17 protein-coding genes and 1 riboswitch are annotated in these 22,771 nt (G+C 47.5%); of the genes, 6 read left to right on the top strand and 11 right to left on the bottom strand.

Annotated features, from left to right (window positions below; genetic code table 11):
* Positions 1-126 precede the first annotated feature (126 nt).
* From folK to sfsA, 5 genes are all read right to left on the bottom strand, one after another.
* Positions 127-621, bottom strand: a complete 495-nt coding sequence (gene folK / locus JMA39_RS05050; RefSeq protein WP_202720727.1) for a 2-amino-4-hydroxy-6-hydroxymethyldihydropteridine diphosphokinase — start codon at positions 619-621, stop codon at positions 127-129.
* A complete protein-coding gene (pcnB, locus tag JMA39_RS05045) occupies positions 621-1,925 on the bottom strand; it encodes a polynucleotide adenylyltransferase PcnB (RefSeq protein WP_244999870.1) in 1,305 nt (434 codons plus the stop codon). The genes folK and pcnB overlap by 1 nt, the downstream gene beginning before the upstream one ends.
* Positions 1,926-2,111: 186 nt before the next feature.
* Positions 2,112-2,990 (bottom strand): tRNA glutamyl-Q(34) synthetase GluQRS, encoded by an 879-nt coding sequence (gluQRS, locus tag JMA39_RS05040; RefSeq protein WP_202720726.1) that lies wholly within the window; start codon positions 2,988-2,990, stop codon positions 2,112-2,114.
* 56 nt (positions 2,991-3,046) lie between these two features.
* The gene (gene dksA, locus JMA39_RS05035; protein ID WP_202720725.1) at positions 3,047-3,490 is read right to left on the bottom strand and encodes an RNA polymerase-binding protein DksA; all 444 of its coding nucleotides are present in this window, start codon (positions 3,488-3,490) and stop codon (positions 3,047-3,049) included.
* Positions 3,491-3,649: 159 nt separating this feature from the next.
* A complete protein-coding gene (gene sfsA, locus JMA39_RS05030; protein ID WP_202720724.1) occupies positions 3,650-4,354 on the bottom strand; it encodes a DNA/RNA nuclease SfsA in 705 nt (234 codons plus the stop codon).
* Between the two features lie 273 nt (positions 4,355-4,627).
* Between sfsA and pepB the strand changes: the two genes are divergently transcribed.
* Both pepB and JMA39_RS05020 read left to right on the top strand, forming a co-directional pair.
* Complete coding sequence (gene pepB, locus JMA39_RS05025; protein WP_202720723.1) at positions 4,628-5,905, top strand: aminopeptidase PepB; 1,278 nt, start codon at positions 4,628-4,630, stop codon at positions 5,903-5,905.
* Between the two features lie 169 nt (positions 5,906-6,074).
* Positions 6,075-7,061, top strand: coding sequence for a winged helix-turn-helix domain-containing protein (locus tag JMA39_RS05020; protein WP_202720722.1), 987 nt, complete (start codon positions 6,075-6,077; stop codon positions 7,059-7,061).
* A 264-nt stretch (positions 7,062-7,325) separates the two neighbouring features.
* Here the strand turns inward: JMA39_RS05020 and JMA39_RS05015 are convergent, their stop codons facing one another.
* Both JMA39_RS05015 and thpR read right to left on the bottom strand, forming a co-directional pair.
* Positions 7,326-7,637: a hypothetical protein gene (locus tag JMA39_RS05015; RefSeq protein WP_202720721.1), complete on the bottom strand. Its 312-nt coding sequence runs from the start codon at positions 7,635-7,637 to the stop codon at positions 7,326-7,328.
* Between the two features lie 49 nt (positions 7,638-7,686).
* Positions 7,687-8,226: an RNA 2',3'-cyclic phosphodiesterase gene (gene thpR, locus JMA39_RS05010; protein WP_202720720.1), complete on the bottom strand. Its 540-nt coding sequence runs from the start codon at positions 8,224-8,226 to the stop codon at positions 7,687-7,689.
* A 251-nt stretch (positions 8,227-8,477) separates the two neighbouring features.
* Between thpR and hrpB the strand changes: the two genes are divergently transcribed.
* Entirely contained in the window at positions 8,478-10,982 is a 2,505-nt protein-coding gene (gene hrpB, locus JMA39_RS05005) for an ATP-dependent helicase HrpB (protein ID WP_202720719.1), read from the top strand.
* Positions 10,983-11,006: 24 nt separating this feature from the next.
* The gene (mrcB, locus tag JMA39_RS05000; protein ID WP_202720718.1) at positions 11,007-13,373 is read left to right on the top strand and encodes a penicillin-binding protein 1B; all 2,367 of its coding nucleotides are present in this window, start codon (positions 11,007-11,009) and stop codon (positions 13,371-13,373) included.
* A 121-nt stretch (positions 13,374-13,494) separates the two neighbouring features.
* Here mrcB and JMA39_RS04995 read toward each other — a convergent pair whose 3' ends face one another.
* The 4 genes from JMA39_RS04995 to JMA39_RS04980 all read right to left on the bottom strand — a co-directional run bounded on the left by JMA39_RS04995 (position 13,495) and on the right by JMA39_RS04980 (position 19,478).
* Complete coding sequence (locus JMA39_RS04995) at positions 13,495-14,667, bottom strand: sugar transporter (RefSeq protein ID WP_202720717.1); 1,173 nt, start codon at positions 14,665-14,667, stop codon at positions 13,495-13,497.
* Positions 14,668-15,185: 518 nt separating this feature from the next.
* Positions 15,186-15,599 (bottom strand): GNAT family N-acetyltransferase, encoded by a 414-nt coding sequence (locus tag JMA39_RS04990; RefSeq protein WP_202720716.1) that lies wholly within the window; start codon positions 15,597-15,599, stop codon positions 15,186-15,188.
* Positions 15,600-15,869: 270 nt separating this feature from the next.
* Positions 15,870-16,622, bottom strand: a complete 753-nt coding sequence (locus JMA39_RS04985) for a hypothetical protein (protein ID WP_202720715.1) — start codon at positions 16,620-16,622, stop codon at positions 15,870-15,872.
* Between the two features lie 666 nt (positions 16,623-17,288).
* Positions 17,289-19,478 carry a TonB-dependent receptor family protein gene (locus JMA39_RS04980; protein WP_202720714.1) on the bottom strand — a complete coding sequence of 730 codons (2,190 nt, stop codon included), beginning with the start codon at positions 19,476-19,478 and terminating at the stop codon, positions 17,289-17,291.
* A gap of 246 nt (positions 19,479-19,724) precedes the next feature.
* Here JMA39_RS04980 and JMA39_RS04975 point away from each other — a divergent pair, with 246 nt between their 5' ends.
* On the top strand, positions 19,725-20,429 hold the full coding sequence (locus JMA39_RS04975) for a DUF3581 domain-containing protein (RefSeq protein ID WP_202720713.1): 705 nt from the start codon (positions 19,725-19,727) through the stop codon (positions 20,427-20,429).
* Between the two features lie 386 nt (positions 20,430-20,815).
* A riboswitch (glycine riboswitch) is annotated at positions 20,816-20,948 on the top strand.
* 207 nt (positions 20,949-21,155) lie between these two features.
* Positions 21,156-22,526: an alanine/glycine:cation symporter family protein gene (locus tag JMA39_RS04970; RefSeq protein WP_202720712.1), complete on the top strand. Its 1,371-nt coding sequence runs from the start codon at positions 21,156-21,158 to the stop codon at positions 22,524-22,526.
* The last annotated feature ends 245 nt before the right edge of the window (positions 22,527-22,771 follow it).

The following is a 22,771-nucleotide window of genomic DNA, read 5'->3' as shown; positions in this document are numbered from 1 at the left end:
TTTTAACCCAATTTGTGAAGCCGTTATATGCCAATAAAGGCTCGACTTCAATGATCTCGGTATCAAACTTTTATATTAACGGATAGGCGCCATACTAGCAGGAAAGACTACTGTGGTGCATGTCACTTATTCGTCGTTGGAATCTTGTGCTATTACTAATTCGGCTCTTAAGGCGTCGCTGATTAAACTCTTGAGCTGAGTGTTATCAGGTAAGCTAAGTGTTGGTGCGATATCGAATAGTGGTATCAACACGAAACTACGCTCGCGCATGCCATAGTGAGGCACTGTCAGGCGAGGGCTGTCGATGCATTGCTTGTCATAGAGCAAGAGATCTAAGTCTAGGGTTCTGGGTCCCCAGCGCAGCTCTCTTAAACGACCCTGTTGGTTCTCGATACTTTGTAATGCATTGAGTAACTCGATAGGCGTCAGCTCGGTTTTAAAGCCTGCCACCGCATTAACGTAGTCAGGCTGCTCGACGTCTCCCATGGGGGCGGAGCGATAATAGGGGGAGACTGAAAATGATTGGGGGGCGGCCAAACTCAATAAGGCCTCACAGGCATTATTGAGTTGGCTGATTGGGTTCGCTAAATTAGCGCCCAAAGCGACATAGACTTGCGCCATTATTCTGCAGATTTTGGCGCCGATTTAGCACTAGGCTTGCGACGACGGCGTTGGTTAGAGCTGCGATTGCGTCCGCCTTTATTGGCTGAACGAGCAATTACATTGCGCTGATCTTCGCTGCCTTCAACGAAGCTCTTCCACCAAGCGGCATTCTTAGCAATCACACCACCTTCGGCATGGGCGCGAAGCAGGAGTAGATCGTAAGCCGCTCTAAACTTAGGATGCTCGATAAACCTAAACGCCTTAGTGCCTCGGTTACGCTCGAATCTCAGTTGTAGCTGCCAGATATCTTTGGTTACTGTGCTAAAGCGGCGCGGAACACTAATAGAACGGCACTGCTGCTCCATAATATCGCCCATGGCGGCATTATAGGCATCATACATGGTTAGGCCACTTTCTAGTGCGATATCGTCAGCGCGCTGGCTCAGTGGGTACCAAAGCAGTGCGGCGTAGAAAAACGCGGGTGTTACCGGCTTATCTTGCTCAACACGCTCATCGGTGCTTGCCATCATCTCTTGCATCAGCTTAGCGATAGCCCCATTTGGCGCCTCTTTAAGTTGTGCTTCAACGAGTGGGAATAGTGGTTCAAATAGGCCAAATTCACGCATCATATGGTAGTTTTCAAGTGCTCTTCCTGCGAAAAACAGCTTGAGTACTTCTTCATACATACGAGCAGCTGGGATATCCTTAAGCAGACCCGCTAAGGCTTTAATTGGCTCGGCAGTCTTAGCTTCAATATTCATATCTAGCTTAGTCGCGAAGCGCACTGCACGTAGCATACGCACAGGATCTTCACGGTAGCGCGTTTCAGGGTCACCAATTAAGCGGATAGTACGTGACTCAAGATCTTCTAGGCCACCACCGTAGCTGTGAATAGAGAAATCACTGATATCGTAATACAGGGCATTAACGGTAAAGTCGCGACGTTCGGCATCTTCATCTATGCTGCCATAGACGTTATCGCGCAGCAGTCTACCAGACTCATTGGTCTTAGAGATCTTCTCTCCGCTATCGACATGGTGTCCACGCAGGGTTGCCACTTCAATCACATCGCGTCCAAAGACGATATGGGCGAGGCGGAAGCGACGGCCAACGAGACGGCAGTTGCGGAACAGTCGTTTAATCTCTTCGGGTGTCGCATTGGTGACAACGTCGAAATCTTTCGGTTGCATGCCCAATAAAATATCGCGTACACCACCGCCTACCAAGTAAGCCTTAAAGCCTGACTTGTGCAGTCTATAGAGTACTTTGATCGCATTTTCACTGATCTGTCTACGAGATATCGCGTGCCCATTTCTTGGCACGACCTCTAAGCTAAGACCTGTCTGCGTGTTTTCTTCAGCTATTGGTTTTGGACTGTCTTCAAATAGCTGTTTACAGAATTGGCTAATACGGCGAAAAATGGGACACCTCTGATTTGGATCTTAATTGGGGTAAAAACAAGTGGGCTATGATAACTCAATTAAAGCTTAATGAGTATACGATTAAGCTCACGTATCGAGGAGTATTTCCGATTGTGTAGGAACCTTGGTGAGATCAAATTGACTCACGGCCTGCTCAATCATCTTACTGGCTTGGGATTCTGTTGCAACGCTACTCTGCCCAAGAAAGGCTAAAGCCGCATTAATGCTGGCCTGCGGGTGAAGGTTGTCTATCGCGGGGGCATGATTTTGCTTAGACAATTTCCTGCCTTTCTCTGCGCAGGCTAAAGGCAGATGTAACCATTTAGGTATAGGTGACTTCAGTAGGTGATATAAGCTTTCTTGGCGACAGGTGGGTTCGAGTAGATCGCAACCTCTGACCACCTCGCTAATTTGCTGATGAATATCATCGAGCACAACTGCTAACTGGTAAGCGTATAAGCCGTCACTGCGCTTGATAATAAAGTCTTCAGCCGCAAAACGCTTATCAACCGAGACCAAGCCCATATGTTGATCGACAAACTGCTCGATAGCATAGGGGTTTCTGACTCTGATAGCACCTTGTGTTAAAGGTTGGATTAACTTGCCACAACGGCCATCGTAACTGCCACCCATAGCTTGGATCTGCTTGCGAGTGCACTGGCAGTAGTAAGCCAGATCATCCTGTAGTAGCTGTTCTATTTTATCTTGGTAAACATCGAGGCGTTGGCTTTGATAAAGCACACTGTCGTCCCACTCAAAACCATAGGCTTCAAGGGTTCTTAGAATTGCGCTGCTTGCACCAGGGATCTCACGTGGGGGATCGATATCTTCGATTCGAACCAACCATTTTCCGCCCAGAGAGCGGGCACGCAGATAACTGCCGAGGGCAGCAATTAATGAACCAAAATGCAGAGGACCAGATGGGGATGGCGCAAAACGGCCAATATAGGGAGTCACGTTAATCATTTACTGACGTCAAAACAAAAGAGCGGAGCCATAAGCTCCGCACCTTAAGATAGCATTTAACCTGCCATCTGTTTTTCTTTGATCTCAGCAAGCGTTTTACAGTCAATACACTGATCGGCTGTTGGACGCGCTTCTAAGCGGCGAATACCGATTTCGATGCCACAAGATTCACAGAAGCCGAAATCATCGTCTTCAATCTTTTGCATTGTCTTTTCGATCTTCTTAATAAGCTTACGCTCTCTGTCGCGAGCACGTAATTCTAGGCTGAACTCTTCTTCCTGAGCTGCGCGATCGACAGGATCTGGGAAATTAGCAGCTTCGTCTTGCATGTGATTCAGAGTGCGATCAACTTCTTCGCGCAATTGGTTACGCCATGCTCCAAGAATCGTCTTGAAGTGGCCCAATTGAGCCTCGTTCATGTACTCCTCACCTGGTTTTTCCTGGTAAGGATCTACACCAGCAATAGCGAGCACGCCAAGTTTTCTAGTGCCTTCAGGCATAACGCATCTCCTGTTAATCATTTGCGTTGTAGGGCGTCATTTAATAACGGCCGCTATCTATATCAGAAAGCTTTGAACTAGGCAAATAATTTGTATTAAATCGCTTCTATTCTTTGACTATGTCCGCTATTAAGAACAATTTCAACTCTATATTCAGAATTAAAGCCTAACCGGACAGGATTTAACCAAACGTGTCTGTGTGGGCGATAAGTCAGCGCTGTAGGCTAAAACCTCCACCCCAGCTTGGTGTGCTTCAGTCAGTAATTTAGCATAAGCTGCATCGATATGAGCGGCGGCGGCAACACAGTTTATGCCCGAATGCTGAACAACAAATAGCAATACGGCGCGATGACCCTGTTGCACCATTTCCATCAGTTCTCTAAGGTGTTTTTGTCCACGAGTGGTCACTGCATCGGGGAAGTATCCTTGCCCCTGCTCTAATAAAGTACAACTTTTGACTTCTATATAACAGTTAGGCTTATTGGCATCTTCGAGGAGGATATCGATGCGGCTGTTTTCACTGCCGTATTTGACTTCGCGGCGCAGTGAGTCGTAGCCCTGCAATTCGGTGATGATCCCTGAAGCGATTGCTTCCTCTGCGAGGGCATTGGCACGGCCAGTATTGATACCAATAATATGGCCATCGGGTGTTTGGGCTAGCTCCCAAGTGCGGCTATATTTGCGCTTAGGATTATCAGATACCGAGAACCAGACCTTTTCACTAGGAAATAAGCAGTTTTTCATCGAGCCAGTATTGGGGCAATGAATGGTGACCTGCTCACCATTTTCTAAGGTGATATCAGTTAAAAAGCGTTTATAGCGTTGGAGTAACACGCCACTTTCAAAAGCGGGACTAAATTCCATTGAGTCACCTGTTGTTAATCGATTTTGGCTTAGGTTAGCAAAATTTGCCCCTGCTGTGGCAACTGATAGTTGTGCTCTATTTCTGATAAAGGGGGAGTGACTAATCGCTCTGTTTCAAAATGCTGCCACTATTATAGTCATTCACTTGTAGTGCTAGCCTTTAGATATCGTTAGGGATCCAGTAGACTGCTTGCACTAAAAATAGGCTGGTTGTCGATAGCTCAAAGTCATTCGATAGGGTTGTCGAAACATCGATTTATATAAGGACCTAGCATGACGGATTTTATGAAAGTGACCCTTACTCACGAAAGTGCCGCTGCTCATTGGGGCAAGGCTGACGTGACTTTTCTGGGGGATGTCGCTTCTATTCACTTAATAGAGGGCGATGCCTTGCTGCATGTACAGCAAGCTGCGCGTAAGTTAGAGCTTCAAGGCGTGACCAAAGTTGCCCTTACTGGTGAGTTGTGGACAGTCGACCTACAGTGGGCATTTGCCCAAGGCTTTGCCACTGCACTTGCGGCCCCCATTATCCAGTGGACAGGCGATGATGCAACTCAGGCACTACTAACTAGCCGTCTCGAGAGCGCGACATTTGCTCGCCATCTGATTAACGAAACCCCTGAAAACCTATCGCCAATGGCGTTGGCGACTCAGGCGGCCACTTGGCTCAGCGCTATCGGCGGTGACAAGGTGAGCTATCGTATCATCGAAGGCGAAGCGCTACTGGAAAAGAAGTGGATAGGCATTCACGCCGTCGGTCGTGGTAGTGAGCGTCCACCTGCGCTGCTAGAGCTAGATTTTAATCCATTGGCCGATGACGCCCCAGTATCTGTTGCGCTTGTGGGTAAAGGCATTACTTTCGATTCGGGCGGCTATAGCATCAAAGGCTCCGAGGGCATGCTCGGCATGAAGTGTGATATGGGCGGCGCCGCAACCGTGACCGCAGCCCTAGGTCTTGCAATGAAATCAGGCCTTAATAAGCGCGTTAAGCTGTTCTTATGCTGCGCTGAAAACCTCATTAGTGGTCATGCCTATAAGCTTGGCGATATTCTTAAATATAAGAATGGCGTCACTGTTGAAGTCGTCAATACCGACGCTGAAGGTCGCTTGGTGCTGGCCGATGGTTTGCAGGCTGCATCTGAAACTGGTGCGCCTGTTATTATCGATGCGGCAACGTTAACGGGCGCAGCGGTAATGGCGGTGGGCACTAATTACAATGCTATTTTCTCGCCTAAGCCTGAGATGTTAGCGCTAGCCCAGCAAAAAGCAATGGCGGTTGGTGAGCGCGTTTGGCCGTTACCGCTAGACCCTTGGCATAAAGATAACTGCCCGAGTGCCTATGCCGATACGGCAAACAGTCGTCCGATGAAGGGCGGTGGCGCAGGTGGTGCATCGAATGCTGCAGGCTTCCTCTGGCGCTTTGTTGCACCAGAGGCCAACTGGTTGCATATCGACCTGGCTTCGGCATTTTCAGATACGGGGGATCACCTTTGGTCTGCGGGTGCAACGACCCACGGTGTGTTAACCATAGCGGGGCTGCTAGAAGACTAAGCACTATTTGCCTGAATGACTCTAAACCCTACATTTTGTAGGGTTTTGTTTTTAGGTTTAGTCGGTTGCAGATGGGCGCTGCTGCGAAATCAGGCTTTGCTAAAACCTTATTAATGTTGCACTATTGTTGCACGGCTCTTGGTTACCATTAGCAAAGGCTCTTCTGCATATGAAGCTCACTTTTAGTGAATTCTCTATCGACAGTGAAACTTTTGAATTGCGTGTTGGCAATCAAAGCGTTGCAATCGACGAACGAAATATTGCTCTGCTATCGATATTGGCGCAGCGTTACCCCGAGCACTGTATTAAACAGGAGTGTTTAGATCTTATCTGGCCAGAGACAGTCGTCTCTGATATGTCGCTGTCAAAGTTGGTGTCAGACACCCGTAAACTCTTCAGTAAGGCTGGCTATCAGGGGCCGCTGATCCAGACGGTTCATGGTCGCGGTTACCGTTTAGAACATGTGCTGGGTAAGCAAGTTGTCGAGCAGGCTAGGTCTGAACAACAAAATCAAGCGCAGAGTCAAAGCTCAAACCAAAATCAGACTCAGCGCCATGAAATAGATCCATCTATTCAGCAGGCTGTTGAACATACAAAGAGCGAGTCTCAGCATAAGACGTTGGCCTCTGATAAAACCATGTCTTCGAATAGACTGTCTAATTGGGAAAACTTTGCCAAGGTACTGATTGCACTGTTATTGATTATCGGTTTAGTTTTTCAGTTTTTGCATGTTACAAGCCCAAATCACAATCAGCATTCAGTAAGCCAACTTGCTTATAGTGAGCCCAATAAAGCGATTGGCCGCATACTATGGGTCGATGATCACCCTGAAAACAATCTAGTCGAGAAAGCCTATTTCGAGCAGAAAAATATTGGCGTCTATAACACGGTGACCTCACAAGAAGCGCTGATGTTATTGTCTATGTATAACTACCAAGCGGTGATCTCCGATATGGGGCGACACGGTGATTCACTGGCCGGGTTAAAGTTATTGCAGGCCATTCGTGCCGAGGGAAATAACACGCCGTTTTACCTCTATACCTATGTGGAGTCGCCTGGGCTTGTGGATGCAATTAATGAAAGTGGTGGTCAGGCCGTGGTACTTGAGTCAGAGTCACTCTATAAGTTGGTATTGAGCCATATTGAGCTTAAATAGATGGCTAACCGATTAAAATTCAAAACTTTTCAAATAATTTCAAGTTTTCTCTGTGGGTAATTTCAAAAGCTTGTGATATCAATAGAGCTAACAGATTGTGAACTTGCTGTTTAGTGATGCAGCAAGGGACAGGGCTCTTAATTACTGATGAGTTAAGTTAAAGCTCTTAATTAAGAGTGCTCTGTTGTTACTCAGGTTCTTCGATTAGCCACCTAGAGAGAGGTGGCCTTTTTTTGTCTGTTCGTTACGATGTGCCTAGCGTGATTAATCGCTAAAACCATCTTGAATGAATAGATGCTTAGTTTGGTTAAAGTTGCTTTCGCTACAGTTGACAAAGTCGATGGCGTACTGAGCATTATCGAGTCTAAACTTTTCAATTTTTGCAATTTCATATTCATTCATCACGATATTCATCGCTTCTTGAGTCCATTCAGGCTCACCGGTACCGATTTTAACTTCAGGCGGATCGTAGTGAGTCACCATCCAGTTTTGCAGGGCTTCGGCATCAATTTCACCTAGCTTCCAAGAAGTCAGAAGGGCAAGCAGTTGTGCTTTGGTAATTTCGGTTGTTTCCATGATTATCTCAAATAGCTAGAACTTAATACTGCATAGGGTAGCGTAGATTTTATAAAGCACCTAGTTTCCACGAATGGAGTGTTGGATATTCGACCCCGTTGGGGCTGGGACAGGACTCAAACAGGTGCAGTTCCGTTGGCGCTAGGGTTAACGCTTGGTAGTCAATTCCGTTGACTTCAGCCTTGGCCTTGCGCGAAAGGGTGATATGGGGATTGTAGTGATGCTCGCTGCAATGTAAGCCAAGCTCGGCGGCAAGGTGTTGTGTGTCTTGGGCAAGCTGTAGCAGCTTGATGTCTTCAGCGTGGCCTCTAAGGCAGAGGATTTTTGGCTTTGCCCAATGGCTTAAGGTATTGAGGGTGACGCTAAATTGGGGTTTATGCAGTTGGTTCACTTTCTGAATAAGCGCCGTTAATTGCTCAGGTGTCGCCGCACCTAAGAAAGCCAGCGTCATATGCAGATTCGCACTGGGCACTAAGCGGACGCTGCTGGGAAGCTGAGCTTGAATCGCGGTGATGCTATCGGTTTGCGCACTATCGAGAGCAAAGCCTAAGAAGACGCGCTTAATTTGGCTTTTTGTGTTGCTAGGCATCCAAGGTCCCTGAGTTTTTAATGTTGCGATAATACTAGCAGTTTAGTCTATAGCCCCTTTTAGAGTACACTAGTGGCCAATTAGAACCAGCTCAATCCTGTTGCTCTTTTGACTAAAACTAAAGTTGATTAAAGCCAAGGTTGATAGTTGATTAAAGCCAAGGCTACTTATAACCAAGCTTGATTCAAACTCAGTTTAATTAGGTTTAACACTGAGTTATCAACTCGAAAATAACGGTAATAGACCCACTCGTGACATCGCTACCTATACATGCACTGCTACAACCGCTGCGTGACACTTTTATGTGTTGCCAGCAGGTGATCCTCGAAGCGCCAACGGGGGCGGGTAAATCGACCGCTCTGCCACTGGCTATGCTGGATTGGCCGGAGATCGACGGTAAAATATTGATGCTGGAGCCCCGTAGAGTTGCGGCCCGTAATGTGGCGCAGTTTATCGCCAAGCAGCGTGGCTGTGAGCTGGGCACTGAAGTGGGTTACCGTGTCAAAGGTGATACTCGGGTGTCAACCAATACACGGTTAGAGATCGTCACCGAAGGTGTGTTAACCCGAATGATCCAGCAAGACCCTGAGCTTACAGGGATCGATATGGTGATTTTCGATGAAATTCACGAACGCCACCTGACCACAGATCTTGGCTTGGCCCTGGCGCTGGAGATCCAAGCGAGCTTTCGTGAGGACTTAAAGATCCTCGCCATGTCCGCGACTCTGTCTGGTTTACCGCTATCTGAGTTAATGCCTGAAGCAAGGCTATTAAAGAGTGAAGGTCGCAGCTTTCCTGTTGAGCACAGTTATAGCAGCGTACCCAACCAGAGCCACTGGCTAGAGCATATGGCTAAGGTGATAGTGACCAGTGTTAGCGAGCATACTCAAGGCTCCCTACTGGCATTTCTACCCGGGCAGGGGGAGATCAACAAATTACACGGCATGCTCAGTGCGCGACTCGACCCAAATCGTTATATAATCTGCCCGCTTTATGGCAGCTTGAGCCCTAAGGCACAGGACTTAGCCATTGCGCCTGCGCCAAGGGGAGTCAATAAGGTGGTGCTTGCCACTAACGTTGCTGAGTCGAGTTTGACCATTGATGGTATTACTCAGGTTATCGATTCGGGTTATAAGCGTCAGGCACGATTTAACCCTAAAACAGGCGTAACTCGCCTGTCACTTAAGCGAATAAGTCAGGCATCGGCGGCTCAGCGTGCAGGGCGTGCGGGTCGTCTTATGGCAGGTTTCTGCACTCGGCTATGGAGCCAAGAGGAGCATGGGCGATTAATTAAAGCCGATGAACCTGAGATAGTGCATAGCGATCTGCTGTCTATGGTATTGGATGGCGCTTATTGGGGGGTAAAGTCCCTAAATGAGCTGCCTATGCTCACCGAGCCATCAGTAGCCAATGAAGAGGTAAGTTGGCGCTTACTTCAAACTATGGCCATGGTTAATGAATCTCGTTTAATTACCCAACATGGGCGTGAGGCACACAAGTTAGGTTGTAACCCAAGACTTGCACATATGTTGTTGATGGCCAAGCAGAAGGCTGAAGATAATCAAGATCAAAACTTAGCGCTGTTAGCTTGCATATTAGCAGGCATATTAGAAGCCCGTAGTCGCAGTAGGCTGGGAGCGGATATCAGCCGTTATCTAAGCGAGGCGCTGCAAGGGGAGTCGCAAAAACAGATCCGCAACTGGGTTAACACACTAGCCCTCTCCTCCCTTGGAAAGGTTGATTTAGCTCAGGCGGCCCGCAATGCCAGTAGTCATGATATCGCCATGTTGTTGGCGTTCGCCTATCCCGACCGTATCGCTAAGGCGCGCGGCGTAACTGGTTACCAACTGGCAAACGGCTGTGGTGTCGAGCTGGTGAATGATGACGCACTATCGGGTTCGCCTTGGTTAGTGGTTGCTGACTTCCAGGAAACTGAGGGACGCAGTCAGGGGAAAGTCTATCTGGCAGCGCAGCTGGACTGCGCATTATTCGATAGTGAGTTAGCCGAGCTGGTTATCACGCAAGAATATGCTGGCTGGGATGAGGTTAAGGGTCGCTTCTTTGCCGAGAAACAGCAAAAAATTGGTGAGATTTTATTGTCTAAAGCACCGATTAACAAGGTGGATAAGCGTTTAATCAAGCAGGCTCTCCTAGAGCAAATTAGGCTCAAGGGACTGGCACTAATGAACTTTAATGATGCCTGCCACCAGCTGCAACGCCGAGCGGCATTGGCCAAACAGTATTGCCCAGAGCACGGCTGGCCCGCCCTAGACGATGATACCTTGCTGAGTGAGCTTGATGATTGGCTCGCTCCCTATTTAGATGAGGTGCGCACGCTTACACAATTGCAGCAATTAGATTGTTATACTCTGCTGCTTAATTTACTGCCTTGGGATCTACAACAGCAATTAGAGGCGTTATTGCCAAGAAAGTGGCCGATGGCAACAGGCTCGAGCGTAAAAATCGAGTATGATGCCACGGGGCGGGCACTGCTGAGTGTGAGACTGCAAGAGGCGCTAGGTATGCAGCAGAGCCCTAGACTGGCTCAGGGCAAGTTAGTGGTGACTATGGAGCTATTGTCTCCAGCTCATAGGCCACTGGCGTTAACCGCCGATCTTGAAAGCTTTTGGCAAGGACCTTATGAGCATGTAAAGAAAGAGATGAAGGGGCGCTACCCAAGACATCTATGGCCAGATGATCCCGCCAATACACAACCGACCAAATTTACTAAAAAGAAGACGTTTAGCTCGCAGTAAGCTCGAGCACGTCGCGGAAGTACAATGACAGATAAAGCTACACCAAAACCTAAAGTGGCAGCCAGAAAAGCGCCAGCAAAGAAGCGGCCAACCGCGAGAAAACCCCGAGCTAAAAAGTCGACGCCGAAGAGAGCGGGCATGAGCTGGGGTAAGAAGATCTGGTCTATCAGCTGGAAGCTTGGTCTTGTCCTAGTTGTGGCTATCGCCTCATATGGGATCTATCTGGATCAAATTATTGCTCGCAAGTTTGAAGGGCAAAAGTGGCATCTACCTGCCCAAGTATTTAGTCGCTCGATGGCGCTTTATCCTGGGGCTGCGGTGAGTCATGCACAACTGATGTCTGAGCTTAAGCTGCTTGGCTATCGTAAGGTGGCGAACCCTCGCCAGGTGGGGGAGTTTTCCGCTTCTAAGACCAAGATCGATCTCTGGCGTCGTCCTTTCCTACATCCACAAGGAGATCAGATTGAGCAGAGGGTGATGATCACCTTCGACAGCAATGGTGTGGTGTCGGTCGCCCGTAACAGCGATAAGCGCCAATTAGCCGTGTTCCATCTTGAGCCAGTACTGCTAGATAGAATTATCACAGGTGATGGTGAAGATAGACTGTTTGTGCCGACAGAGAGCATTCCAGAGCCGATCGTTAACGCACTGATTTTGGTCGAGGATCGCACCTTCTATCAACATCACGGGGTTAATCCGTTTGCTATTTTGCGTGCTGCTATGGTGAATATTAGTGCCGGGCGTACGGTACAAGGGGGGTCGACCTTAACCCAGCAGCTTGCGAAGAACTTCTTCCTTTCCAGTGAACGCTCGATAACCCGTAAGCTGCGTGAAGCCCTTATGGCGATCATCATCGATTTTCGTTATGAGAAAGATGAGATCTTAGAGGCTTATCTCAATGAAGTGTATATGGGACAGGACAAAGCCCGCGGAGTGCACGGCATGGGCTTAGCTTCGCAGTTCTATTTTGGCAGACCGATTGCCGAGTTAACCGTACCGCAGCAGGCATTCCTTGTGGCGGTAATTAAGGGGCCTTCTTATTATAATCCGTGGCGTTACCCTGAGCGCGCCCAAGAACGACGCGACCTAGTCTTGCGCCTATTGATGGAGGCGGGCGATCTGAATGTGGCCCAGTATCAAGCTGCCGTTGAGTCGCCGCTGGGGCTTAGAAAAGCCAACAAGTCTGTGCATCAAAAGCTACCAGCATTCTTCTCCGTGGTGAAGCATGAGCTTGCTAGTCGCTATGGCGACGCATTGCTGCAGCAGTCTGGGGTTAAGGTCTACACCACGCTCGATCCTATGGCTCAAGAAGCGGCCGAAAAGGCGGTCGAGCAGACCCTAAAGCAGCTGGGTAAAAACGATAAGAGTCTGCAAGTTGGCATGGTGCTCACCGATAAGTACTCTGCCGGTATTGCCGCTATGGTTGGCGATAAAGTGCCAAGCTATCAAGGTTTTAACCGCGCTGTTGAGATCCGCAGACCTATTGGCTCCCTGATCAAGCCGTTTGTCTATGCCACCGCGTTAAACCAAGGTGATAAGTACAACTTAGTATCGCCACTCAAAGATGAGCCGATAACCCTTAAAAATGATCAAGGTAAGACCTGGTCACCACAGAACGTCGATAAGCAGTTCCGTGGGCAGGTGCCGCTATTAACTGCCTTTAAAAAGTCGATGAACGTGCCAACGGTTAATTTAGGTATGGCGATTGGGGTGAGCAGCGTGGCGACGACCTTGGATAAAGCGGGCTGGCGAGAAAAGATCCCTGAGTATCCCTCTATGTTGCTTGGTGCGGTAAACGGCTCGCCCCTAATGGTGGCGCAGGTGTTCCAAACCATTGCCGATGATGGCCGCTATCGCCATTTAAACTCGGTGACCACTGTACTGGATGCTAATAATCAGCCGCTAGCTGCATCTCGTCCGCAAGCGAAACAAGCGATGCCTGCAGCCAGTAACTACTTAGTCAAATATGCCATGACTCAGGTGGTAGACTCGGGAACAGCCAAACGTCTAGGCAAGGCTTTCCCCTATGTGACATTGGCGGGTAAGACTGGCACCAGTAACGACTCGCGAGACTCGTGGTTTGCCGGTTTCGATGAGCGAAATGTGGCGGCTATCTGGGTTGGTCGAGATGATAACGGCAAGACGGGTCTATACGGTAGTAGTGGCGCAATGGCGGTGTACCAAGCCTTTCTTAATCACCGCGCACCGTTGAGCCTGCGTATGGCGCCAGTCGATGGTGTGGTGCAAGGTTACTTTGAGCGTGATACCGGTAAAGCGCAGGAGCCACAGTGTGCCAATGTGGTGAAGGTGCCAGCCTTAGCCGAGAGCTATCAGCCAGTGGCTAACTGCGGTGATCCATTGCCTTGGTGGAAGAAGCTAATTGGTGGTTAGTTCAATTTAAGTCTGACCTAATATCCAAGTTAAGATGTTAGCCAGAAATCTTCATATGGCCCAGAGATGATTTTTCATCTCTGGGCCATATTTTTAGGTGCGAGAATAATGGAGAGTAAGGTTAACTTGCTAGAGCTTGCACTCGACGAGCTCTGAGTAGGTAAACCAAGGGAATAATCGCGACAACAATGAGTAAAGTTGCCCAGCTACCGTTTTGGATCACGCCATAGTGCGCGGCGATAATACTGCCCAGTAGTGCCCCCCCACCAATACCTACATTGAACAAGCCCGAGTAGATAGCCATGGCGACATCGGTAGCTTCAGGCGCTAGTTTCAACGCCTTAGATTGCAGTGACAGGCACATCAACATCATGCCTGTGCCCCATAAGATGCACAGGGGGAGTAACAGCCAAAGTTGACTGGCGATAAATGGCAGCATTGCCATACAGCTGCCAAGGGTCATGATGGCGAGGATCAACAGTTGTTGGGCGTGCTTTGCTTGAAAGCGGCTGAAAAGCGCGCTGCCTATTAATCCGGCTCCGCCAAAGATCAGTAAAATCATGGTGGTGATATTAGCCGAATAGCCAAAATGTTCCTGCAGTAGCGGCTCGAGATAAGTGTAAACACTGTAGTGAGCAGTAACGAGCGTCATCGTCAGCAGATACAACCAGAGCAGGGCTTTATTGCGCGCTAACGAAGGCAGACTACGCCAACTGCCGCCATGAGTAGCGGGAAGGTTTGGCAGACCGCGCCACAGCAGCAACATCATAGCTAATGTGAGTAGGCCGATTAAGGCGAAGATACTGCGCCAACCCATTAATTGGCCAATAACGCGTCCAAGGGGAATACCGAGCACCAAGGCAAGTACGCAGCCAGTAGCGAAGATACTGAGTGCCTTTGCCCCTTGAGCATCGGGGGCTAAGCGCACCACTAATGCTGGGGCGATAGCCCAAAATAGCGCATGAGTTATTGCTATGCCTGTGCGCCCAGCGAGTAAGATCTCATATGTCGGTGACCAAACACAGATCCCGTGACTGATAATGAAAACAGACATTAACCCTAACAGCAGCTTTTTACGCTCAAAGCGGCCAAACAGCAGCACGGCAGGCAGGGAAGCTAGTGCGACCACGGCGGCATAAACAGTGAGCATAGGCCCGATGGCAACCGCGCTCATATTAAAGCTTTGGCCTAGGGAGGCTAAGAGCCCAACAGGTACAAATTCAGTCGAAACAAAAACAAAGGCGGTAAGAGCCAGTAAAAGCACTGGAGCCCAGGCGATAAGACGCTGTTTCATCGCGTTTAACATCCAAAATTCAAAGGGCGGCAAGTCTACGCCTAAACGGAATTTTTGGCGAGAGTGGAAGTGATGGTGCTGGGCGTGGAGTGTGTGATTTGTGAGCAGTGCTGCAGTTTTGCCTAAGCTGTTATGTTCTATTTTTTAGAACCTAGAACCTAGAACCTAGAACCTAGAACCTAAGCCGTCTAGAGCACTCGTAAGCTCGTTGCGAACACGCTTCGCTACTAGAACGGACTTCGTCCTGCTATACGGTCAAGAGCCAACATATGTTTTTGTTGTAGCTTGGGCTTTAGCCCATCAAAAATGACGGCATAAATGCCGACCTACATTAAAAGAAGGGCTAGGACGTAGGGCGCTTTGCTGCGAGGACGGGCTGAAGCCCAGCTAGGAAAAGCAAAAGCCAAAAGCGTCAGGCTGTTATCTTTGGTTTTCGCGCTTTATCTTTCCCTGCTTTTATCGTCCTTGCTCTTCCTAGAACCTAGAACCTGCTTTGCCTAGCGCCTTCCTTTAAACTTTTAATACCTCTTCAATAAAAAATAACGTTCGGGGCTTCTTGCTGTGCAGGGCACGGTACCGATAATTTCAAAGCCAAGTTTTTGATAAAAGAGTGGCGCCTGAAAGGAGAGGGTATCGACTTGTGCCATGGTGCAGTCCCGTTGTTTGGCTTCAATTTCGGCTTGCTGCATAAGCTTGCGACCAAGGCCTGTGCCTCGGACACTTTCATCGACCCACACCACGTTAATCAAGAAGTTGTCATAGATAGTGCACCCCGCGACACCAGCAATGAGCTTGCCAGTGTCATCATAAGCCACAACCGCTAACGGTTTGCTTTTCTCTGGCCCCATATGGGCCAAGTTATGCTGCCGAACGCCATCGACCAAGGCATCAAAAATGGCTGGATTTTCATCGTGGAGCACGTCTATGTTCATTTTAACATCCATTTTTATTGTTTTAGTTTGGCTCTGCTTTTTGATGTGGTTTGGGCTTTAGTTCATCAAGAATGACGGCAAAAATGCCGAGCTACAATTAAAGAAATCTCTAGGAAAAGCAGGTGCTAGGATAAAGAAAGGCAAAAGTGTTACCAATTGAGTTAGATAGATATGGTTTTGCTTTCCGACTTGTGTCGTCTTAGCCTCTATCGACTCTTATCCGGCCTTTCCCGTCTTAGTTTGAACCTTGCTTTTCCTAGAACCTAGAACCTAGAACCAGCTTTGTTCTATCGCGGTTGAAAAAACTGAAGAATAATCAGCTAAAATAGCACGCTGGCCTGCCGTAAACATCGCAAATGATGCATCAGTGGGCACTGTTAGTTCGCTACTGGTGACATTGACGATTAATTCGGGAAATAACACTGTGTTGGCTGCATTAATCAAGTCTTGCGCTTCAGTTAACGAGTAATCATCATTACTTATTGAAGCTGCTGAAATATTTGATAGTTCAGAATCAGATACTCGAATTATCACTGATAAATTAGCGAGTGCTGCAATCGACTCTTTGGCGTCATTTACCAAATCAGCGGTAGCAAAATCAGTGGGTTCTTGCCATGTGTACTGATAACCATCATTGAACTGGTAAGCTCGGCTGTTTTCAAATTCAATATTGGCAGTGGCACCGTCTGCGGGCAGATGAAAAATAACTCGGCTGGCAACCGTGCTTTTGGCGTAATTATTTTTCTGAATAACATTGTTGTAAGCGTATTCAACTCTGACTTCTTGTTGACTTGTATCAACATTAAGTTCGGTAATGCATTTAACGCTAATCTTATTTGTCGCTGTACATAAGCGGGTTATGGTGTCATCAGATAAGCCGAGTTGTAGCGCATCACTTCTGAAGTTTTTATCGACGATCACTTCATCACCATCGTCAGGGTGCAATATATTGTCGATATATTCACAGCCACTGATATTAAGACATAACAAACTAGTCACTAGTATTTTGACTTTAAAATTCATTAATTACTCTGCCATTGATAAAGCGATTGGTAACTATAATTTAGCACTGTTTTTAATGACAAGAGTAGTGATATTTACTCCTATGTACTATAGGCAATACTATAAGCAGATCCTTGCATTAGCGCCTGTAGTGCAACAGAGAACATGCCTGATAACTGAAGTTATATTGTGCCGTTACATGGCGTGGTTTTACTCGAAGTTATTCAGGTTAACTTCCGTATTTTGTTATTGTTTTAGCTTTACTCTATCTTGCTAGAATCTCAAAAGTCTAGAGCGCTAGCCTACTCGCTGCGAGGACGCTGTACGGCTAGAGCGGACTACGTCCTGCTATACCGTTAAGAGCCTGCAAATGTTTTTGATGTAGGTTAGCCCATCAAGAATGACGACATAAATGCCGACCTAGATTTAAATAAGCTGGTTCTAGGATAAAGAAAAGTAAAAGTGTGACTAATTGATTGGATAGATATGGTTTTGCTCTTCCGGCTTGTGTCGTCTTAGCCTCTATCGGCTGTTATTCGGCCTTTCTTGTCTTAGCTTTTTCTCGCACCTAGAGCCTAGAACCTAGAACCTAGAACCTAGAACCTAGAACCTAGAGCTAAACCCTTCTTTCGCTTCCAACTAAGTTACAAAAAAGGTGAGCTTGATGCTCACCTTTTTTAGTTTGGATTAAAACTTATATGTATAGCCTACAGAGACTGTTAATGGTTTGCCCACAAAGTTGGAACCATAGACTTTTGAGGTGACATATTTTTTGTCAAATAGGTTCTCAGCGGTGAGGTAAAGCTCCTGTGATTCACTGATAAAGTAACGACCCGATAAGTCGACAATGGTTTTGGCTTTGATCAGATCTTCAGGCGCAATTTCACCTTGGCCTGCTTTGGTGCGTATATCATCGGTATAGCGGGCTGCAACTGTTAGCTCCCAGCTATCTGCCTTGACACCTGCTGAGGCAAACAGCATGTTTTCTGCGATATAAGGAAGTTTATCTCCTTTTTTCACATCCCCCCATGGATCGAAATCTGATTCAAAGCTATTAGCAAACTCGGCATCTGTATAGGTATAGGCAAGCTTTACAGGAAAGCTGAAATCGTTTTGGGTATTAAAGCTATAAGCCAAGCTGAATTCCAAGCCTTTAACGTCAACTTTGCCACCATTGTATTGGTTACCAATATTGTCATCGTCACAGCCGATAGATGCCGTACATTCGCCGTGCATGTTGCTGTAGTCACTATAGAAGAAGATCGCCTCTGAGCTAAGATCGCCACTGTTATATCGGGCACCAGCCTCATAGTTCCAGCTCTGCTCCTCTTTTTTATCGGCATTACCAGGAGAGGCGGGGGCAAACCCCTTCTGAACTCCAGCAAGTACTAAGAAATCGCTGTTTACCTGATAGGTTGCCGACAGCGAAGGTAAGGTTGCTGAAAAACTGTTGTCGATATCTTTATTTGGTTGACCTTCGCGGCCAGGATTATCTTTACCCCAGTCGGTACGATTGGTCTTCACATCTTCATAGCGAACGCCAGCGGTAATATTGAAGTCACCTAACTGGATCTTATCTTGAACGTAGAGCGCTAAGGCCTCGGCGCTATCTACGCGGTTAGAGTCGCTGCCGGGAGTGCCGCTCTCAGTTAAAGTCATCACCTGATTTGAGTCTAGAGCATAATGATCGGCCCACTGGAATCTATCCATCTCATCTTCATGATAGCGAGCGCCAAAGGCCAGATCATGGTTATCGAGATACCAGTTAAGTTCAGTCTGAATCCCCTGTGAAATATAGCCACGATTATTGGCTTTAACGCGTACATCCATTGGCCCCATTGATGGGTTTTTATCAAATGCAGAGGCCGCTTCGATACCACCTTTACTGAGTTTAAGCCCGTCGACTTGATCGGCTTTATACCAGTTACGAGCAAAATCGTTGTAATAGGCTGTGGTACCTAAGGTAAGGTTGTCGCTAAAGTCAATAATATGGTTGATCTGCAGCTGCTTATGTTCAGTGTTCATCACATCTTTTTGTGAGGCCGAGTAACGAGCGTAGGGGGTCGCTTCATAATCGGCATCGGTTAATCCCATGTAGGTTTCATTTGAAACCTCATCTGAATACTTCAGCTTAAACTCTAGCACCTGCGCATATTTGGCATCGTCTGCGGAGCGAATGCTTACTTTAGCTAGGGCATCGTTTTTTTCAAAGCCAGTGTTGCCACCGACTCCATTGATATGTTTAAAGCCATCGGCTTGATAGCGATAGAAGTCCACTACCGCACCGACTCGTTCTCCTTGCCCACCGGCATAGGCGTGTAGCTTACCGAAACCATCTTGGCCCGCTGCAACATCGACTTTACCCGCTAACTCCTCCTCTGGGATCTGACGAGAGAGCATATTGATCACGCCCCCTGTGGTTCTAGGCCCATATTTTACGGTCGAGCTTCCTTTTAGGATCTCAACAGATTGCATTCTGCCGGGTGTTGGGAAGTAATAGGCGGCGGGGGAGGCATAAGGGGCTGGTGCTGCTAATACCCCATCTTCCATGATGGTAATTTTTTCAGAACGGTTCTGTCCTGTACCGCGCATGCCTATGTTAGGTCTTAAACCGTAACCATCTTCCTCTTGGATATATACGCCAGGAATGCTAGCAAGTGTGCGCATGATATCTGTGTATTTGAAGTTATCCAGCTCGGCCTGATTGATCTGATGCGCACTACCAGGAACGGTATTGAGCGGATTTTGCTTACCAAAGATACTGATCTGTTCCATGGTCGGCTGGGAGTCTGATTCCTGTGCCATGATTTGAGGCGAAAGCGCGGTGAGTAGTGCAGTTGAAAGTAAACTTAAGGAACGTGTTTTACGGTGCGGCATAGAAACTCCCAATTGGGTATAGGCTTCGAATAATTTTGCGGAATCTTAATGGTATTCATTCTCATTTTCAACAAGATCTTAGCCTTCGTTGCTTGAAATTAACTTAATGGTGTAAATCTTTACATTTGTTAACGCTCAACTATGGCAAAGGCCACTATGGGTGAGTAAGTCATCGGGTGAGTCAAAATCAAATCTTGGTATACACTGTCGGGTCATTTTTATGGCTAACAAGATGTTTGAGTGAATATGTTTCTAAGTTCTTATTTTAAAAAAGAAAATCAATCTGTATCTATCACTCCTACCCAGGCTAGTGATTTTGCCAAAGGCGTCGCACAAGACTTCAATCCTATCCATGATGTTGCGGCCAAGCGTTTTTGTGTGCCAGGGGATCTGCTTTTTGCCTTAGTATTGAATGAATATGGCTTAAGCCAGAAGATGACCTTCAACTTTGCCGGTATGGTGGGAGACGGTGTCAAACTGCAGTTTCCTGATGCGGTCGCAGAAGACTTTGACATTCGCGATGACAAAGATAAGTGCTATCTCGAGGTACATCGCAGTGGTGATGTGCGTCACTGCGAGACACAAATAGAGTCGTTTATCCGTAAGTACGTGGCATTCTCTGGTCTTAACTTCATGCACATCTTAGTGCCTATGATGAAGCAGCATCAGATGATGATTAATCCGGCTCGTCCATTGGTGATCTACGAGAGCATGTCGTTTGATTTAACTACCTTAGACTTTACCGAAGTGAGCTTGAAGTTGGTTAAGCAAGAACTCGAGATTGAAGGTAAGCGCGGCGATGTGACGCTAACCTTTGAGCTGCTCAGCGGTGATACTGTCGTGGGCACTGGTGTCAAAACGCTAGTGATGAGTGGCTTACGTCCATATGAAGAGGAAGCGGCGCAGCAGATGTGCGATGCCTACGAGAGCCGCCGAGTCGCATTTTCTTAAACACTATCCCCATGGTTCCTCCTAGTCCTTCTAGAAATTCAATGCCACTCAAGCCACTTAAACCATTTGGCTTGAGTGGCTTTTTAGTTTGGGCATTTGAACTTTAGTTTTTAGCACGAAATAGCGACAACTTGATTTAAAAGTGTGCGAATGAACGGCGAGTGTTAAAAATGTGACTAAGCTCACTTGCTGCAAGCGAACTGAGAGCGCATTCTATCTGTCCCTGCCACTTGCTGATCCTAATGGTTAGACAAGGGCGGGGATCCGTTCGGATGAAGGTAGCAGGAGAGTGGGGAGTAACCCCACACCGACGAGGCAACTTTGTGATGGCTTTAAGCCAAACAAAGCACTCTTTCAGGTGCCACATAGTGGTGAGGACTGTTACTGGACGAGCCTCTGGAGAGACTGTGAGCAGCTAAGTGTTCGAAAGCTTAATTGTCACACAGCGCCGAAGGCGAAAGTGTTAGCCCTATATTGAGCTAACGCGAAACGCTCAGGCAAAAGGACAGAGGAGAGGATGACTGTGCTAGTTATTAATCGTAACTACATAAAGTCACTGTCGTTTGTCGCTGCGCCTTTTTCTACCTAACTCACGTTTAGTGAAGCTAGGTGGACTCTATCGCTCGTTGCAATCGGCTAGTGCCAGCAACAGCCATTTCTTTTCCTCCTCCGATTATTAATAACTCTTATTAAAAGAGTCTTGTTGTTTAATACTCGAGGAATACCATGAACTTTCACGCGCTTTTAGCCGATATCAATGCCATTGTCTGGGGACCCGTAACCCTGTGCTTATTGGTTGGAACCGGCCTTTATCTCACCGTTAGACTGAAGCTTTTACAAGTCACTAAATTGCCTATGGCATTAAGTTTACTGTTTAAACCAGCAAGCGGAAAGGGCGACCTATCCTCTTTTGCGGCGCTATGTACTGCGCTATCGGCCACTATCGGTACCGGTAACATTGTCGGCGTAGCCACCGCGATTAAAATTGGTGGACCAGGCGCGCTATTTTGGATGTGGCTTGCGGCCTTTTTCGGTATGGCGACTAAGTACGCCGAATGTATGCTGGCGGTAAAATATCGCACTACCGATGCCAAAGGTAATATCGCTGGCGGCCCTATGTATTATATCGAACGCGGACTTGGCCTTAAGTGGTTAGCTAAGATCTTCGCCATCTTCGGTGTCGGTGTGGCGTTTTTCGGTATTGGTACCTTTGCTCAGGTTAACGCCATCAGTGATGCCATGACTATCGCCTTTGAGGTGCCATCTTGGGTTACGGCGGTTGTCTTAACGCTAATGGTGGCGGCGGTGACACTGGGTGGTGTTAAGCGCATCGCGAACGTGGCGCAAAAGCTAGTACCGACTATGGCGCTGGGTTATGTGCTGGCCTGTATGTGGGTACTGTTTACCTTTAGCGATCAGATCATTCCAGCGTTTGAGCTGGTTATTCATTCAGCCTTTACGCCTATCTCTGCTGCGGGTGGTTTCTTAGGTGCGACGGTTGCTCAAGCGCTGCAGATCGGTATTGCTCGCGGTGTGTTCTCCAATGAGTCGGGCCTAGGTAGCGCACCAATTGCAGCAGCAGCGGCTAAGACCAACGAACCGGTTGAGCAAGGTCTTGTGAGCATGACGGGAACCTTCTTCGATACTATTTTGATCTGTACCATGACAGGTTTAGTGTTGATTATTACCGGCGTTTGGAGTGGGGATACTGCTGGTGCAGCCATGACGAGCGCGGCATTTGCTGCGGGTGGTTCAGCCATTGTCGGTCAATACGTGGTGACTATCGCTCTAGTGTGTTTTGCCTTTACCACGATTCTAGGTTGGCATTATTACGGTGAACGCTGTTGGTATTACCTAACGGGAAGCCGTCTTGGTGAGAAGGGCGTTAAGTTGTATCAATTTACCTTCTTAGGCTTAATCGCGGGTGGCGCCTTCATTCACTTAGATCTGATTTGGATGCTAGCCGACACCGTAAACGGCTTGATGGCGATCCCTAACTTGATTGCGATTATTGGCCTTAGACACGTGATCTTAAAAGAAACTCGCAAATATTTTGCTAAGCAGCAAGCCCTCGCCACTCAAAGCACATTAGCTTAAGGCGTAAATATTGCAATTAGCCGACTGAACTGTAACAGTTAAAGTTCAAGGTAATTCAATAGGTTATACAATGTTGCAACCAGCCCGTCTCATCATCAGTGAGATGGGCTTTTTAATGGGCTGTTTTTTCGAAAAGGCTAAAGGTTTTAGACGATGCTGTCGCCTGTTAACTGCCGATTGATTGAGCATTAAAATGCCTAAAAATGGCGTATGATCTCGCTTCTGATATTTGGTTACCGAAACCG

The organism is Shewanella schlegeliana (assembly GCF_016765635.1).
Lineage (GTDB): Bacteria > Pseudomonadota > Gammaproteobacteria > Enterobacterales > Shewanellaceae > Shewanella > Shewanella schlegeliana.
This window is presented reverse-complemented; position numbering and strand designations above follow the sequence as displayed.